Here is a 16,009-nt window from a genome sequence, read left to right as displayed (position 1 = left end):
CCCAGGGATGCAGGTCCGACCTTACTCTTATCGACTCAGAAAAAAAGAAATCTGCATTATTTACCGGAAACCGAAGACTACTTCGGCTTCTTGGTACCGTACTTCGAACGACCTTGGTTACGACCTTTAACGCCGGAAGTATCCAAAGAGCCGCGAACGGTGTGGTAACGAACACCTGGCAAGTCTTTTACACGACCGCCACGAATCAGTACCACGCTGTGTTCTTGCAGGTTGTGACCTTCACCACCGATGTACGAGGAAACCTCGAAACCGTTGGTCAGGCGCACACGGCATACTTTACGCAGTGCCGAGTTAGGTTTTTTCGGCGTAGTTGTATACACACGGGTGCATACGCCACGACGTTGCGGGCAGTTTTGCAGCGCAGGTACGTCGGATTTCTCGACGATACGCTTACGCGGCTGACGTACCAGCTGGTTGATAGTTGCCATCTACTAGCTCCACTGTTGTCTTGCGACGCTATTGTCTTGCAAGAAAAGCAAAATGGCAGGAACGAATTCCCGCCAAATTTAGGGGTACAAGAGTCTAAAGAGGATCTTGCCCCCAGTCAAGGCAAGGCCCCGACACTTCCACTCATCAAACCCAGACAAATTGTCTCGATTCGATGAACGGAACTGCCGGGGCCCGCCCATCATTTACCGCAGAACTCAGTTACCGCTCGAGTTCAGCGCTTCGGTCAGTGCAGCTTCCACTTCACTGGCGCTTACGCGCAACGGCTTGTCAGCCTCACGGCGGCGCTTACGCTCGCTGTGGTATGCCAAACCGGTACCTGCCGGGATCAGACGACCCACGACAACGTTTTCTTTCAGGCCGCGCAGGTAATCGCGCTTGCCGGTTACCGCCGCTTCGGTCAGTACTCGAGTGGTCTCCTGGAAAGAGGCCGCCGAGATGAACGATTCAGTCGACAACGACGCCTTGGTGATACCCAGCAGGACGCGAGTGAACTTGGACACGAACTTGTCTTCGTTGCCCAGACGCTCGTTCTCGGTCAATACCTGCGTCAACTCCATCTGGTCGCCCTTGATGAAGGTGGAATCGCCAGACTCGGCAATCTCAACTTTACGCAGCATCTGACGCAGAATGGTCTCGATGTGCTTATCGTTGATTTTTACGCCTTGCAGACGGTAAACGTCCTGGATCTCGTTAACGATGTACTTGGCCAGCGCACTCACACCCAGCAGACGCAGGATGTCGTGTGGATCGCTTGGACCGTCGGAGATAACTTCGCCGCGGTTCACTTGTTCGCCTTCGAAGACGTTCAGGTGGCGCCACTTTGGAATCAGCTCTTCGTACGGATCAGTACCGTCGTTCGGGGTAATAACCAGACGGCGCTTGCCTTTGGTTTCTTTACCGAACGCGATGGTGCCGCTGACTTCAGCCAGAATCGAGGCTTCTTTCGGACGACGGGCTTCGAACAAGTCAGCAACCCGTGGCAGACCACCGGTGATGTCTCGAGTTTTCGAAGTTTCTTGCGGAATACGAGCGATAACGTCACCGATCGCGATTTCCGCACCATCCGCTACACCGACCAAGGCGTTCGCTGGCAGGAAGTACTGAGCCGGTACGTCGGTACCTGGCAACAGCAGATCCTTGCCATCAACACCCACCATCTTGACGGCTGGACGAATGTCCTTGCCGGCAGCTGGACGGTCTTTGGCATCAAGCACTTCAATGTTGGTCATACCGGTCAATTCGTCAGTCTGACGCTTGATCGTGATGCCTTCTTCCATGCCCACGTAGGTCACGGTACCTTTCATTTCGGTAACGATTGGGTGAGTGTGAGGATCCCACTTGGCTACGATAGAGCCAGCGTCAACCTTGTCACCTTCTTTAACCGAAATCACGGCGCCGTACGGCAGCTTGTAACGCTCACGCTCACGACCGAAGTCATCAGCAATGGCCAGCTCACCGGAACGGGATACTGCAACCAGGCAGCCATCTACACGCTCAACGTGCTTCAGGTTGTGCAGACGGACAGTACCGCCATTCTTCACCTGAACGCTGTCAGCAGCGGAGGTCCGGCTTGCCGCACCACCGATGTGGAACGTACGCATGGTCAGCTGTGTACCCGGCTCACCGATCGACTGGGCAGCGATAACGCCGACAGCTTCACCGATGTTCACCTGGTGACCACGAGCCAGATCACGGCCGTAGCACTTGGCGCAGATACCGAAACGGGTTTCGCAGCTGATTGGCGAGCGCACGATCACTTCGTCGATGCTGTTCAGCTCGATGAATTCAACCCACTTCTCGTCAACCAGGGTGCCTGCAGGAACGATAACTTCCTCGGTGCCCGGCTTGAATACGTCACGGGCGATTACTCGACCCAGTACGCGCTCACCCAATGGCTCAACAACGTCGCCGCCTTCGATGTGCGGAGTCATCAGCAGACCGTGTTCGGTACCGCAGTCAACTTCAGTCACAACCAGATCTTGTGCAACGTCTACCAGACGACGTGTCAGGTAACCGGAGTTAGCTGTTTTCAAGGCGGTATCCGCCAGACCCTTACGAGCACCGTGAGTCGAGATGAAGTACTGAAGTACGCTCAAACCTTCACGGAAGTTCGCAGTAATCGGCGTTTCGATGATGGAACCGTCCGGCTTGGCCATCAGACCACGCATACCGGCCAGCTGACGGATCTGCGCAGCAGAACCCCGTGCGCCAGAGTCGGCCATCATGTACATCGAGTTGAACGATTCTTGCTCGACTTCGTTGCCGTGGCGGTCGATTACCTTCTCTTTCGAGAGGTTGGACATCATCGCCTTGGAAACTTCATCGTTAGCTTTCGACCAAAGGTCGATTACCTTGTTGTACTTCTCGCCCTGGGTTACCAGGCCGGAGGCGTACTGACTTTCGATCTCTTTCACTTCATCGGTTGCAGCAGCGATGATGCGAGCTTTTTCATCCGGGATAACGAAGTCGTTAACACCGATGGAAACGCCGGAGATGGTCGAGTAAGCAAAACCGGTGTACATCAACTGGTCAGCGAAGATCACGGTCTCTTTCAAACCAACCACGCGGTAGCACTGGTTGATCAGCTTGGAGATCGCTTTTTTCTTCATCGGCAGGTTGACGACGTCGTACGACAAACCTTTTGGCACAACCTGGAACAACAGCGCACGGCCGACAGTGGTGTCGACGATACGGGTGTTGGTCACGCTGCCGCCATCACGGTCGTTGACGGTTTCGTTGATACGAACCTTGACCTTGGCGTGCAGTGCGGCTTCGCCGGCACGGAATACACGGTCAACTTCCTGCAAGTCAGCGAATACACGACCTTCGCCTTTGGCGTTGATCGCTTCACGCGTCATGTAGTACAGACCCAATACAACGTCCTGCGACGGAACGATGATTGGCTCACCGTTGGCTGGCGACAGAATGTTGTTGGTCGACATCATCAACGCGCGCGCTTCCAACTGGGCTTCCAGTGTCAGCGGTACGTGCACGGCCATTTGGTCGCCGTCGAAGTCGGCGTTGTACGCAGCACAGACCAGAGGGTGCAGCTGGATAGCTTTACCTTCGATCAGTACCGGTTCAAACGCCTGGATACCCAGACGGTGAAGGGTCGGTGCACGGTTGAGAAGAACCGGGTGTTCGCGGATAACTTCAGCGAGAACGTCCCACACTTCCGGCAACTCGCGCTCAACCATCTTCTTGGCGGCTTTGATGGTGGTAGCAAGACCACGCATTTCCAGCTTGCCGAAAATGAACGGCTTGAACAGCTCGAGAGCCATTTTCTTCGGCAGACCGCACTGGTGCAGACGCAGGGTCGGACCTACGGTAATTACCGAACGACCCGAGTAGTCAACACGCTTACCGAGCAAGTTCTGACGGAAACGACCTTGCTTACCCTTGATCATGTCAGCCAGGGATTTCAGAGGACGCTTGTTCGAACCGGTGATAGCGCGACCACGACGGCCGTTGTCGAGCAGTGCGTCGACCGCTTCTTGCAACATACGCTTTTCGTTGCGCACGATGATGTCCGGAGCGGACAGATCAAGCAGGCGCTTCAAGCGGTTGTTACGGTTGATCACTCGACGGTACAGGTCGTTGAGGTCGGAAGTCGCGAAACGACCGCCATCCAACGGTACCAGAGGACGCAGATCTGGCGGCAGAACCGGCAGAACGGTCAGAACCATCCACTCCGGAAGGTTGCCGGAGCCCAGGAAGGCTTCCATCAACTTCAGGCGCTTGGACAGCTTCTTGATTTTGGTTTCAGAGTTGGTTTGCGGAATTTCTTCACGCAGACGGCCAATCTCGTGCTCCAGGTCGATAGCGTGCAGCAGTTCACGGACAGCTTCAGCACCCATGCGGGCATCAAAGTCGTCGCCGAACTCTTCCAGCGCTTCGAAGTACTGCTCATCGTTCAGCAGCTGACCTTTTTCCAGAGTGGTCATGCCCGGATCGATAACGACATAGCTCTCGAAGTAGAGAACGCGTTCGATATCACGCAGGGTCATGTCCATCAGCAAGCCGATACGGGACGGCAGCGATTTCAGGAACCAGATGTGAGCAACCGGCGAAGCCAGTTCGATGTGAGCCATGCGCTCGCGACGGACCTTGGCCAGTGCGACTTCAACGCCACACTTCTCACAGATCACACCGCGGTGCTTCAAGCGCTTGTACTTACCGCACAGGCACTCGTAATCCTTTACCGGGCCAAAGATCTTGGCGCAGAACAGGCCGTCACGCTCAGGCTTGAACGTACGGTAGTTGATGGTTTCCGGCTTTTTAACTTCACCGAACGACCACGAACGGATCATCTCAGGCGATGCCAATCCAATACGGATGGCGTCGAACTCTTCGACTTGACCCTGGTTTTTCAGCAAATTCAGTAGGTCTTTCAAGGCCTTTCCTCCTGGCGGAGCAGAGAGCGGGCCATACAGCCCCGCTCTCGATTCGCGTCACGTGTTATTCGGTTTCCAGATCGATATCGATGCCGAGGGAACGAATTTCTTTGATCAACACGTTGAAGGACTCGGGCATGCCCGGCTCCATACGGTGATCGCCGTCCACGATGTTTTTGTACATCTTGGTACGGCCGTTCACATCGTCCGACTTCACTGTGAGCATTTCTTGCAGAGTGTATGCCGCGCCGTAGGCTTCCAGCGCCCAGACCTCCATCTCCCCGAAACGCTGACCACCGAACTGTGCCTTACCACCCAGCGGCTGCTGGGTAACCAGGCTGTAAGAACCGGTAGAACGAGCGTGCATCTTGTCGTCTACCAAGTGGTTCAGCTTCAGCATGTACATGTAGCCAACGGTAACCGGACGCTCGAACTTGTTGCCGGTACGACCATCAGTCAGCACCATCTGGCCGCTGTCTGGCAGGTCTGCCAAACGAAGCATTGCCTTGATTTCGCTTTCCTTGGCACCGTCGAACACCGGGGTAGCCATTGGCACACCGCCGCGAAGGTTCTTCGCCAGATCCAGGATTTCCTGATCGGAGAAGTCATCCAGGCTTTCTTGACGACCGCCAATTTCGTTGTAGATCTCATGCAGGAACTTACGCAGGTCAGCGACCTTGCGTTGTTCTTCAATCATGAGGTTGATCTTCTCGCCCAGACCTTTGGCCGCGAGGCCCAGGTGAGTTTCGAGAATCTGACCAACGTTCATACGCGAAGGTACGCCCAACGGGTTGAGGACCACATCAACCGGGGTGCCATTGGCATCGTACGGCATGTCTTCAACCGGCATGATCACGGAGACCACACCCTTGTTACCGTGACGACCGGCCATCTTGTCACCCGGCTGGATGCGACGGCGGATTGCCAGGTAAACCTTGACGATTTTCAGCACGCCTGGAGCCAGGTCATCGCCCTGCTGCAGTTTGCGCTTCTTGTCTTCGAACTTGTCGTCCAGCAGACGACGGCGATCGATGATGTAAGCCTGAGCCTTTTCAAGCTGCTCGTTCAGAGCATCTTCAGCCATGCGCAGTTTGAACCACTGACCATGCTCAAGACCGTCCAGGATTTCATTGGTGATTTCCTGACCTTTCTTCAGACCGGCACCACCTTCGGCAATGCGGCCAACCAGAGCAGAGCGCAGACGTTCGAAGGTAGCGCCTTCAACGATACGGAACTCTTCGTTCAGATCCTTGCGGATCTCGTCCAGCTGGGTCTTCTCGATCGACAGTGCACGAGCATCACGCTCAACGCCGTCACGGGTGAAGACCTGCACGTCGATAACAGTACCTTTGGTACCGGTAGGTACGCGCAGGGAGGTGTCTTTAACGTCGCTGGCTTTTTCACCGAAGATGGCACGCAACAGCTTCTCTTCCGGAGTCAGCTGGGTCTCGCCTTTCGGAGTGACCTTACCTACCAGAATGTCGCCGGCGCCAACTTCAGCACCTACGTAAACGATACCGGCTTCGTCCAGTTTGTTCAGTGCAGCTTCACCCACGTTAGGGATGTCTGCAGTGATCTCTTCAGGCCCAAGCTTGGTGTCACGTGCCACACAGGTCAGTTCCTGAATATGGATCGTGGTAAAGCGATCTTCTTGAACAACTCGTTCCGACAAGCAGATGGAGTCTTCGAAGTTGTAACCGTTCCAGGCCATGAACGCGATGCGCATGTTTTGACCCAGCGCCAGTTCACCCATATCGGTGGACGGGCCGTCAGCCATGATGTCGCTACGCTGTACACGGTCACCCTTGCGCACCAGCGGACGCTGGTTGATGCAAGTGTTCTGGTTGGAACGGGTGTATTTGGTCAGGTTGTAGATGTCGACACCGGCTTCGCCAGTTTCAACTTCGTCATCAGCAACACGAACCACGATACGGCTGGCATCAACAGAGTCGATCACGCCGCCACGACGAGCCACGACGCAAACGCCGGAGTCACGAGCTACGTTACGCTCCATGCCGGTACCTACCAGCGGCTTGTCAGCGCGCAGGGTTGGTACAGCTTGACGCTGCATGTTGGAACCCATCAACGCACGGTTGGCGTCATCGTGTTCCAGGAACGGGATCAGCGACGCTGCAACCGAAACAACCTGCTTCGGCGAAACGTCCATCAAGGTGACGTCTTCCGGCGCCTTGACGGTGAATTCGTTCAAGTGACGAACAGCAACCAGCTCGTCGATCAGCACTTTCTTGTCGTTCATCGTGGCCGAGGCCTGAGCGATCACGTGATCAGCTTCTTCGATGGCGGACAGGAAAACGATCTCGTCGGTTACCAGTGCGTCTTTCACTACACGGTACGGGCTCTCGAGGAAGCCGTACTGGTTGGTGCGCGCATAGGCAGCCAGGGAGTTGATCAGACCGATGTTCGGACCTTCCGGCGTCTCAATAGGGCAAACACGGCCGTAGTGAGTCGGGTGTACGTCACGAACTTCAAAGCCCGCACGCTCACGCGTCAGACCGCCCGGGCCCAGTGCAGAAACACGGCGCTTGTGGGTGATCTCGGACAGAGGGTTGTTCTGGTCCATGAACTGGGACAGCTGGCTGGAACCGAAGAACTCTTTCACCGCCGCAGCCACAGGCTTGGCGTTGATCAGGTCTTGCGGCATCAGGCCTTCGCTTTCAGCCATCGACAGACGCTCTTTGACCGCACGCTCAACACGTACCAGGCCAACGCGGAACTGGTTCTCGGCCATTTCGCCTACACAGCGAACACGACGGTTACCCAGGTGGTCGATGTCATCGACGATGCCTTTACCGTTACGGATGTCGACCAGGGTCTTCAGCACGGCAACGATGTCTTCTTTGCACAACACGCCCGAACCTTCGATCTCGGTACGACCGATACGACGGTTGAACTTCATCCGGCCGACCGCAGACAGGTCATAGCGCTCAGGGCTGAAGAACAGGTTGTTGAACAGAGTCTCGGCAGCGTCTTTGGTTGGCGGCTCGCCTGGACGCATCATGCGATAGATTTCGACCAGCGCTTCCAGTTGGTTGCTGGTGGAGTCGATCTTCAGCGTGTCGGAGACGAACGGACCGCAGTCGATATCGTTGGTGTACAACGTTTCGATGCGAACAACCTGGCCCTTGGCAACTTTTGCCAGGATTTCAGTGGTCAGCTCGGTGTTGCACTCAGCAATGATTTCGCCAGTAGCCGGATGCACGATAGCCTTGGCCGTTGTGCGACCCAGGACATAGTCCAGAGGCATAACGAGCTCTTTGACACCGGCTTTTTCCAGCTGGTTGATATGACGAGCAGTGATACGACGACCCTGCTCAACAATCACCTTGCCTTTGTCATCGGTAATGTCGATGGCCGCGATTTCACCGCGCAGACGCTGTGGAACCAGCTCCAGGCTGATGCTCTCACCCTGAACGTGGAACACGTTGGTGGTGTAGAACGCGTCCAGCACTTGCTCAGTGGTATAACCCAGCGCGCGCAGCAATACCGATGCAGGCAGCTTGCGACGACGGTCAATACGCACGAACACGCAGTCTTTCGGGTCGAACTCGAAGTCGAGCCACGAACCACGGTAAGGAATGATACGCGCGGAATAAAGCAGCTTACCGGAGCTGTGCGTCTTGCCGCGGTCGTGGTCAAAGAACACGCCCGGGGAACGGTGCAGCTGGGAAACAATTACACGCTCGGTACCGTTGATTACGAAGGTACCGTTTTCAGTCATCAGGGGGATTTCACCCATGTAGACTTCTTGCTCTTTGATGTCCTTGATCGCTTTGTTCGACGATTCTTTGTCGAAAATGATCAAACGAACTTTTACCCGCAAAGGTACGGCGTACGTTACGCCACGCAACACGCATTCTTTGACATCAAATGCCGGTTCGCCCAAGCGATAACCGACGTACTCCAGCGCAGCATTGCCGGAGTAGCTGATGATCGGGAAAACGGATTTGAAGGCCGCATGCAGGCCCACGTCGCGGAACTGATCTTTAGTCGCTCCCGCCTGCAAGAATTCACGATACGAATCCAGCTGGATTGCCAAGAGATACGGCACATCCATGACGTCCGGCAACTTGCTAAAGTCCTTGCGGATACGTTTTTTCTCAGTATATGAGTAAGCCATCAGCGTTCCCCAGCTTGGTCACCTGCTTGTTTGGCCTCTCCCGACGGGAGCAGCCAGAAAATCGTGCAAACCCCTTGGTTTGCTCCACCGCACAGGGTGGTTACAGCACGTTAAAGGCACCAACCTAGTCGGCTGCCAATAACGGAAAAAGGCCGGTGGCAAGAGCCACCAGCCATCAGCCTCAGCTTAACGCCTGGGCTGGAAACGCAAGGTCGATGCTTACTTCAGCTCGACTTTAGCGCCTGCTTCTTCCAAGGTAGCCTTGGCTTTGTCAGCTGCTTCTTTAGCAACAGCTTCCAGTACCATAGCTGGAGCGCCGTCAACTACTGCCTTGGCTTCTTTCAAGCCCAGACCAGTCAGCTCACGAACAGCCTTGATCACGTTAACTTTCTTCTCGCCAGCTTCCAGCAGCATAACGTTGAATTCAGTTTGCTCTTCAACAACAGCAGCGGCAGCAGCAGGACCAGCAGAAGCAGCAGCAGCGGAAACGCCGAACTTCTCTTCCATTGCTTTGATCAGTTCAACGATTTCCAGAACGGATTTTTCGCCGATTGCTTCGATGATTTGGTCGTTAGTCAGAGACATGACTATAAATTCCTGTATTGGGGTGACAGCCTACGCGGCCATCGAAATAAACAATAAACGCTGAAAGGAGTCGCTCAGCCTTAGGCTGCAGCAGCTTCTTTCTGGTCGCGAAGGGCCGCCAGAGTACGAGCCAATTTGCTGGTAGCGCCTTGAATCACGCTCATCAGCTGAGAAATTGCTTCGTCACGGGTCGGCAGACTTGCCAGTACGTCGATCTGATTAGCTGCGAGGAACTTGCCCTCGAACGCAGCTGCCTTGATCTCGAACTTATCCTGACCTTTTGCGAACTCTTTGAAGATACGAGCAGCAGCGCCCGGATGTTCTTGCGAGAATGCAATCAAGGTCGGGCCAGTGAACACGTCGTTGAGAACACTGTATTCAGTGTCAGCAACAGCGCGCTTGAGCAGGGTGTTACGTACAACACGTACGTAAACGCCAGCTTCACGAGCCTCTTTACGGAGTCCGGTCATAGCGCCTACTGTCACACCGCGGGCATCAGCCACAACAGCGGACAGGGCAACTTTGGCAGCCTCGTTGACTTCAGCGACGATGGCCTTCTTGTCTTCGAGTTTAATTGCCACGGGTTTAACTCCTGCTTGTTACCGTTTCATCTGGCCGAGGCCTGATGTCGTTTTGGTGTCTGATTCGGTAAGGAACCGGGAGCACCATCTGCGTAGGCTTGAGGTTTAAGGCTTTCGCCGCCTACGGTCTTGGATAGCCCCCGCCAGGCAGGGACCCCAATCTTTCAATTGGCGCATTTGACTGCGCCAATTTTGTCTTACGCGTCCAGGGAACCCTGGTCGATGACCAGGCCCGGGCCCATAGTGGTGCTCAGGGTTACGCGCTTAACATAAATACCTTTCGAGGAAGCTGGTTTGATACGCTTCAGATCAGCGATCAGGGCTTCAACGTTTTCCTTCAGCTGAACGGCGTCGAAGCCGATCTTGCCAACGGAAGTGTGAATGATACCGTTTTTGTCGGTGCGATAACGAACCTGACCAGCCTTCGCGTTCTTAACAGCGGTGGCTACGTCTGGAGTTACAGTACCAACCTTAGGGTTAGGCATCAGACCACGTGGGCCCAGGATCTGACCCAACTGACCAACAACACGCATTGCGTCCGGGGATGCAATAACTACGTCGTAGTTCAGGTCGCCGCCTTTCATTTCGGCAGCCAGGTCGTCCATACCAACGCGATCAGCGCCGGCAGCCAGAGCAGCTTCAGCAGCTGGACCCTGAGTGAACACAGCAACACGTACAGTCTTGCCAGTGCCGTGTGGCAGCACAGTAGCGCTACGAACAACCTGGTCAGATTTACGTGGGTCTACGCCCAGGTTAACGGCGATGTCGAAAGACTCGCTGAATTTTACAGTCGACAGCTCAGCCAGCAAAGCAGCAGCGTCTACAAAATTGTAAGACTTGCCAGCTTCGATTTTACCGGCGATTGCCTTTTGACGCTTGGTCAGCTTAGCCATTACACACCCTCCACGTTAAGGCCCATGCTACGAGCAGAACCGGCGATAGTACGCACGGCTGCTTCCATATCAGCTGCAGTCAGATCCGCGTTTTTGGTTTTCGCGATTTCTTCCAGCTGAGCACGAGTTACAGTGCCAACCTTAACGGTGTTTGGACGAGCGGAACCGCTAGTCAGACCGGCAGCCTTCTTCAGCAGAACCGAAGCAGGGGTCGACTTGGTTTCGAACGTGAAGCTACGGTCGCTGTATACAGTGATGATCACTGGAGTCGGCAGGCCTGGCTCAATACCCTGAGTACGGGCGTTGAAAGCCTTGCAGAATTCCATGATGTTCACGCCGTGCTGACCCAGAGCCGGACCAACAGGTGGGCTTGGGTTAGCCTGAGCGGCCTTCACTTGCAGCTTGATGTAAGCGGTAATCTTCTTAGCCATGAGGCACTCCAATTACGGGTTCAATCGCCTAAAGAGGCTCCCCGGTTACTTGCGCGTTTATCCCAGTGACGACAAAACCCCACAGCCTAGGCCATGGGGTTGGGATTCGTGTTTAACTAGACCTTTTCGACCTGGCTAAACTCTAGCTCTACCGGAGTAGAGCGACCGAAAATGAGCACCGCCACTTGAATGCGGCTCTTTTCGTAGTTAACTTCTTCGACCGTGCCATTGAAATCGGCAAACGGACCGTCGGTAACACGGACAACTTCGCCCGGCTCGAACAGTGTTTTCGGCTTGGGCTTGTCGCTGCCATCAGCTACGCGACGCAGAATTGCTTCTGCTTCTTTATCAGTGATAGGTGCCGGTTTATCAGCAGTACCACCAATGAAGCCCATGACACGCGGAGTGTCCTTGACCAAGTGCCAAGTCCCTTCGCTCATGTCCATCTGAACCAGCACATAACCAGGGAAGAACTTGCGTTCGCTTTTGCGCTTCTGGCCATTACGCATTTCAACCACTTCTTCAGTGGGAACCAGAATTTCGCCGAAGCCATCTTCCATGCCTGCCAGCTTAATACGCTCTATCAGAGAGCGCATAACATGCTTTTCGTAACCCGAATAAGCATGCACTACGTACCAACGCTTAGCCACGGGACACCCTTAGCCAACAATCAAGGAAACGAGCCAGCCGAGCAGGGAATCCAAACCCCACAACAGCAACGCCATAACAAGAACAACAGCCACCACGATCAACGTGGTCTGCGTAGTTTCTTGGCGAGTTGGCCATACGACTTTACGAATCTCAGTACGAGCTTCCTTTACCAGGACAGCGAACGACTTGCCTTTTGCCGTCTGCAAGCCCACATAGGCAGCAACAGCAGCAATCACAAGAAGTGCAATGACGCGATACAGGATCGGCGAACCAGAATAATACTGATTCCCAACAACGCCAACCACCACAAGAGCTACCACTACAAGCCACTTGAGGAGATCGAAGCGAGAGCCTTGAACTTCAGCCTTGGGAGTCATCAAAGAGGATCCTGTGAAAAGAAAGCCAGACGCAATGAGCGAATCTGGCAGGTCAGGAGGGAATCGAACCCCCAACCTACGGTTTTGGAGACCGTCGCTCTGCCAATTGAGCTACTGACCTAAAACATTATCGAGCCGCGGATTATGCCGACACGAGAGAGACTTTTCAACAACAAGCGCAATTACTTTTGCAATCAACCCTGTCCAAGCAGAGAATTGCCAGCGAATAGCAGAATGCGAGCTACTCACAACCGTAACAACCAACCAGGGCAGCGACACCTAAAAACAGCGCCACCAGCAAACACCCCAGACAGGCTATGCACCTGTTAAAACAAAGGCAGATATTTTCATATCTGCCTTGTTATATGGAGCTCTTGAGCGGATTTGAACCGCTGACCTCACCCTTACCAAGGGTGTGCTCTACCAACTGAGCTACAAGAGCAAAACATGTCGCGAAAACAGCTAGACTGGAGCGGGTGGCGGGAATCGAACCCGCATCATTAGCTTGGAAGGCTAAGGTTCTACCACTAAACTACACCCGCAAATCTTGCTGCTCTAGCTTAAATATGGTGGAGGGGGAAGGATTCGAACCTTCGAAGTCGTAGACGTCAGATTTACAGTCTGATCCCTTTGGCCGCTCGGGAACCCCTCCTGAGCTGGTTAGAATTCTACATCATTCCAACCTTATGTCAACCACTTTCTTCAATTAAATCAGGAAGTTAGCAACTTGACTCGCTTCACACCTAGTAGCCTGTTTGGCGTTCACTGTGGAGCGGGCGCCATTCTATGCAAACTATCGGGTACCTGCAAGCCCTCACAGCGCATTTTTTTGTATTTTAACCCATTGAATTCATTAACAAGGTTCTGCAAAACCATTTCACTGGCCGCAGCAATGCCTTGCGGGCTGATCTTGAGGGCATAGCCAGGCATTTCAGCCTGCTCACCTTCGACTTGGGTAGATGCTATCCCCATCTCAGACAACCTGCGCTGCAGGCCGTGCAGCTGTTCTTGCACAGGTAAATTGCCTAAAAACATGCATTGCGCACTCAGCGCCTGGTCAATGGCGACTGCACCTCCCCCACCTGCCGGCGGCACCTCGCCAAGCAGGCGTATGCCCTGATGACTGCCCTTGTACAAAGACAAGGAAACAACTTCTTTGGCCCTCAACGGAGCCTCTTGCTGGTGCCATATGTAATAAAAGACATTCAGTACAACCAGCAGCAGAAACAGCCAACGCATAGAAACCTCAAGGAAGGGGACAAACCACCGCCAAACCGACAAATACCAGGTCTTGCACCAAGTGCGCTTCTGGAACCATATCCTTTACCAGGCTTGCGTCACCGCCGGTAAGAAAAACTTCAAAGTCTTCTCCCCAGTACTCGCGCGCCAATTCCAGCTGGGTCATCACAAAGCCCCGCAGCATCAACAAACACCCACGCTCAACAGCCTCAACCGTCGTACGCCCGGGCGTACGCTGGAGCAAGGCCTGCTCCGCAGAGAGGTCGTCATACCGGATACGGCGTGTATGAGTGCGCAACTGATCGCGCATCAAGGGCATCCCGGGACAAATAAACCCGCCCAGGTGCTGACCGTCAGCAGCCACGAAGTCCGCCGTTACCGCCGTACCGAAATCCAGTACCAGGCACGCGCTCTTCGCCAACTCAAAAGCACCAACCACGGCAAGCCAGCGATCGAGCCCCAAACGGGCAAACTCCTCATAACCGTTACTGACACCTGCGGCACTCCTTGCAGGCTGCGCGCACTGTGCAGCCACACCAAAGGTCGTCACGATGGAGGCCACTAGGCTCGATGTCTCATCATCACTGCGCACACTGACCAACCGGCAGTGGGTGATGTTCAACCCCGGAACGGCCAACACCGCGGCCAGCAGCGCAGCATCAGAGTCAACTACGCCCCCACCCACCGCCACCCCCGCGTCAAGGGCACGCCACTTTATAAAACTGTTGCCACAGTCCATCTCAAGAATCATGGCGCAACCTCAAGCTAAGCTCACCGCCGCTGTACACTTTCTCTTCGCCATTGACACTCATGCGCAGCGCGCCCTGCTGATCAATACCCATGACAGTGCCATCCACCTGATGCACTCCAGCTATCAGAGAGACTTCACGACCCTGCCACAAGTGGTTTTGCTCCCACTGCGCCTGCAATGCCGAAAAGCCCTCGGTAGCATGGCGATTCAGATACACAAGCAGGCTATCGTTGAGTTTCGAAATCAGCGCATTGCGGTTTACCGAATGACCTGACTCGAGAAATACCGAGGTCCAGGCCTGATCTACCTCGCTGGCCACCCGCATATTGACGTTAATGCCGATCCCCAGAACCACATGACACACATCAGCCGGATCGCCGACCAACTCAAGCAAAATGCCGGCAATTTTCTTGTTGCCTACGAGCACATCATTTGGCCATTTGAGGCCGGCGTCAGATATCCCCACCCCGCGAAGCGCACTCAGTACTGCCAGACCAACCACAAGGCTAAGCCCTTCAAGCTGGCGCATCCCGCCATCCATGCGAAGAACAAGGCTGTAGTAGATATTTTCTGCGAAAGGACTGACCCATTTGCGGCCTCTTCGTCCACGACCAGCAGTTTGCCGCTCAGCCGTAACAACAAACGGCGCCGCAGTGCCACTGTCGATCGCGCGCAAGGCCTCGGCATTAGTGGAGTCTAATGAATCATGAATAGAGACAGGCCATGGGCTGGCAGTCAACTGGTCCTGCTCAAGGAGCTCAAGCGGTGCAGCTAACTGATAGCCACGACCACGAACTTTATGAATCGACAGGTTCAGGTTTGATTCCAAAAGCTGGAGCTGCTTCCAGACTGCACTGCGGCTAACGCCAAGTGCAGCACCAAGCGCTTGCCCTGAGTGGAATCGACCATCTTTGAGGAGTTTCAACAACGTCAGCATGCATGTATCGCCTCACAATGAGGCACGCATGATAGCCATGAGCGGCGCCATTGCATAGAAACCCCGCGCACACAGCAAGCTAACAGCTTGGGGCAAGCCGAGAGCACACAGTTTGAAGCTTGCGACCGCTTTTTCGCGCACAAAAACAAACCCCCTGTCTGCGTGAGCAGACAGGGGGTTTGGAATTTAATCTTGACGATGACCTACTCTCACATGGGGAAACCCCACACTACCATCGGCGATGCATCGTTTCACTACTGAGTTCGGGATGGGATCAGGTGGTTCCAATGCTCTATGGTCGTCAAGAAATTCGGTAGCCAGGTCGTTTACCTTTCGGTTTACGCTCCAGCGAATGGGTATGTAATAGATGTGGTGTTTTGTGAACCGCAAACTTTCGGTTTGTATCGTCTTCACACACCGCAATTCGCTTCTAAGCAAATTGCTTGGGTGTTATATGGTCAAGCCTCACGGGCAATTAGTATTGGTTAGCTCAACGCCTCACAGCGCTTACACACCCAACCTATCAACGTCGTAGTCTTCGACGGCCCTTTAGGGAACTCA

At 54.4% G+C, this 16,009-nt stretch carries 12 protein-coding genes, 4 tRNA genes and 2 rRNA genes; all 18 read right to left on the bottom strand.

Features of this window, described 5'->3' with window-relative positions:
* Nucleotides 1-77: 77 nt before the first annotated feature.
* Complete coding sequence (gene rpsL, locus PPTH39_RS06645; protein WP_002555494.1) at nucleotides 78-449, bottom strand: 30S ribosomal protein S12; 372 nt, start codon at nucleotides 447-449, stop codon at nucleotides 78-80.
* A 216-nt stretch (nucleotides 450-665) separates the two neighbouring features.
* Nucleotides 666-4,865, bottom strand: coding sequence for a DNA-directed RNA polymerase subunit beta' (gene rpoC / locus PPTH39_RS06640; protein ID WP_094999501.1), 4,200 nt, complete (start codon nucleotides 4,863-4,865; stop codon nucleotides 666-668).
* 64 nt (nucleotides 4,866-4,929) lie between these two features.
* The gene (gene rpoB / locus PPTH39_RS06635) at nucleotides 4,930-9,003 is read right to left on the bottom strand and encodes a DNA-directed RNA polymerase subunit beta (protein WP_016779170.1); all 4,074 of its coding nucleotides are present in this window, start codon (nucleotides 9,001-9,003) and stop codon (nucleotides 4,930-4,932) included.
* A gap of 219 nt (nucleotides 9,004-9,222) precedes the next feature.
* The gene (gene rplL, locus PPTH39_RS06630; protein WP_016779169.1) at nucleotides 9,223-9,588 is read right to left on the bottom strand and encodes a 50S ribosomal protein L7/L12; all 366 of its coding nucleotides are present in this window, start codon (nucleotides 9,586-9,588) and stop codon (nucleotides 9,223-9,225) included.
* A gap of 80 nt (nucleotides 9,589-9,668) precedes the next feature.
* A complete protein-coding gene (gene rplJ, locus PPTH39_RS06625; protein WP_016779168.1) occupies nucleotides 9,669-10,169 on the bottom strand; it encodes a 50S ribosomal protein L10 in 501 nt (166 codons plus the stop codon).
* 197 nt (nucleotides 10,170-10,366) lie between these two features.
* Nucleotides 10,367-11,062 carry a 50S ribosomal protein L1 gene (rplA, locus tag PPTH39_RS06620; RefSeq protein ID WP_016779167.1) on the bottom strand — a complete coding sequence of 232 codons (696 nt, stop codon included), beginning with the start codon at nucleotides 11,060-11,062 and terminating at the stop codon, nucleotides 10,367-10,369.
* Entirely contained in the window at nucleotides 11,062-11,493 is a 432-nt protein-coding gene (gene rplK, locus PPTH39_RS06615) for a 50S ribosomal protein L11 (protein WP_008008888.1), read from the bottom strand. Before rplK ends, rplA begins: the two co-directional genes overlap by 1 nt.
* Before the next feature lie 116 nt (nucleotides 11,494-11,609).
* Nucleotides 11,610-12,143 carry a transcription termination/antitermination protein NusG gene (gene nusG, locus PPTH39_RS06610; protein ID WP_026014126.1) on the bottom strand — a complete coding sequence of 178 codons (534 nt, stop codon included), beginning with the start codon at nucleotides 12,141-12,143 and terminating at the stop codon, nucleotides 11,610-11,612.
* 9 nt (nucleotides 12,144-12,152) lie between these two features.
* Nucleotides 12,153-12,521, bottom strand: coding sequence for a preprotein translocase subunit SecE (gene secE / locus PPTH39_RS06605; RefSeq protein WP_016779165.1), 369 nt, complete (start codon nucleotides 12,519-12,521; stop codon nucleotides 12,153-12,155).
* Between the two features lie 45 nt (nucleotides 12,522-12,566).
* Nucleotides 12,567-12,642, bottom strand: a tRNA-Trp gene (locus PPTH39_RS06600).
* Between the two features lie 245 nt (nucleotides 12,643-12,887).
* Nucleotides 12,888-12,963 (bottom strand) — tRNA-Thr (locus tag PPTH39_RS06595).
* Between the two features lie 26 nt (nucleotides 12,964-12,989).
* Nucleotides 12,990-13,063, bottom strand: a tRNA-Gly gene (locus PPTH39_RS06590).
* A gap of 25 nt (nucleotides 13,064-13,088) precedes the next feature.
* Nucleotides 13,089-13,173, bottom strand: a tRNA-Tyr gene (locus PPTH39_RS06585).
* Nucleotides 13,174-13,283: 110 nt separating this feature from the next.
* The gene (locus PPTH39_RS06580; protein ID WP_130871805.1) at nucleotides 13,284-13,760 is read right to left on the bottom strand and encodes a hypothetical protein; all 477 of its coding nucleotides are present in this window, start codon (nucleotides 13,758-13,760) and stop codon (nucleotides 13,284-13,286) included.
* 7 nt (nucleotides 13,761-13,767) lie between these two features.
* Nucleotides 13,768-14,511, bottom strand: a complete 744-nt coding sequence (locus PPTH39_RS06575; protein WP_130871804.1) for a pantothenate kinase — start codon at nucleotides 14,509-14,511, stop codon at nucleotides 13,768-13,770.
* Complete coding sequence (gene birA / locus PPTH39_RS06570; protein WP_095019088.1) at nucleotides 14,501-15,448, bottom strand: bifunctional biotin--[acetyl-CoA-carboxylase] ligase/biotin operon repressor BirA; 948 nt, start codon at nucleotides 15,446-15,448, stop codon at nucleotides 14,501-14,503. Before birA ends, PPTH39_RS06575 begins: the two co-directional genes overlap by 11 nt.
* A 190-nt stretch (nucleotides 15,449-15,638) precedes the next feature.
* A 5S ribosomal RNA gene (gene rrf, locus PPTH39_RS06565) occupies nucleotides 15,639-15,754 on the bottom strand.
* Between the two features lie 148 nt (nucleotides 15,755-15,902).
* A 23S ribosomal RNA gene (locus PPTH39_RS06560) occupies nucleotides 15,903-16,009 on the bottom strand; the annotation flags it as partial.

Source organism: Pseudomonas bubulae (assembly GCF_900618535.1).
In the GTDB taxonomy this organism is placed as follows: Bacteria; Pseudomonadota; Gammaproteobacteria; order Pseudomonadales; family Pseudomonadaceae; genus Aquipseudomonas; species Aquipseudomonas bubulae.
Note: the sequence above shows the minus strand (reverse complement) of the source record. Positions and strands in the feature narration are given on the sequence as shown.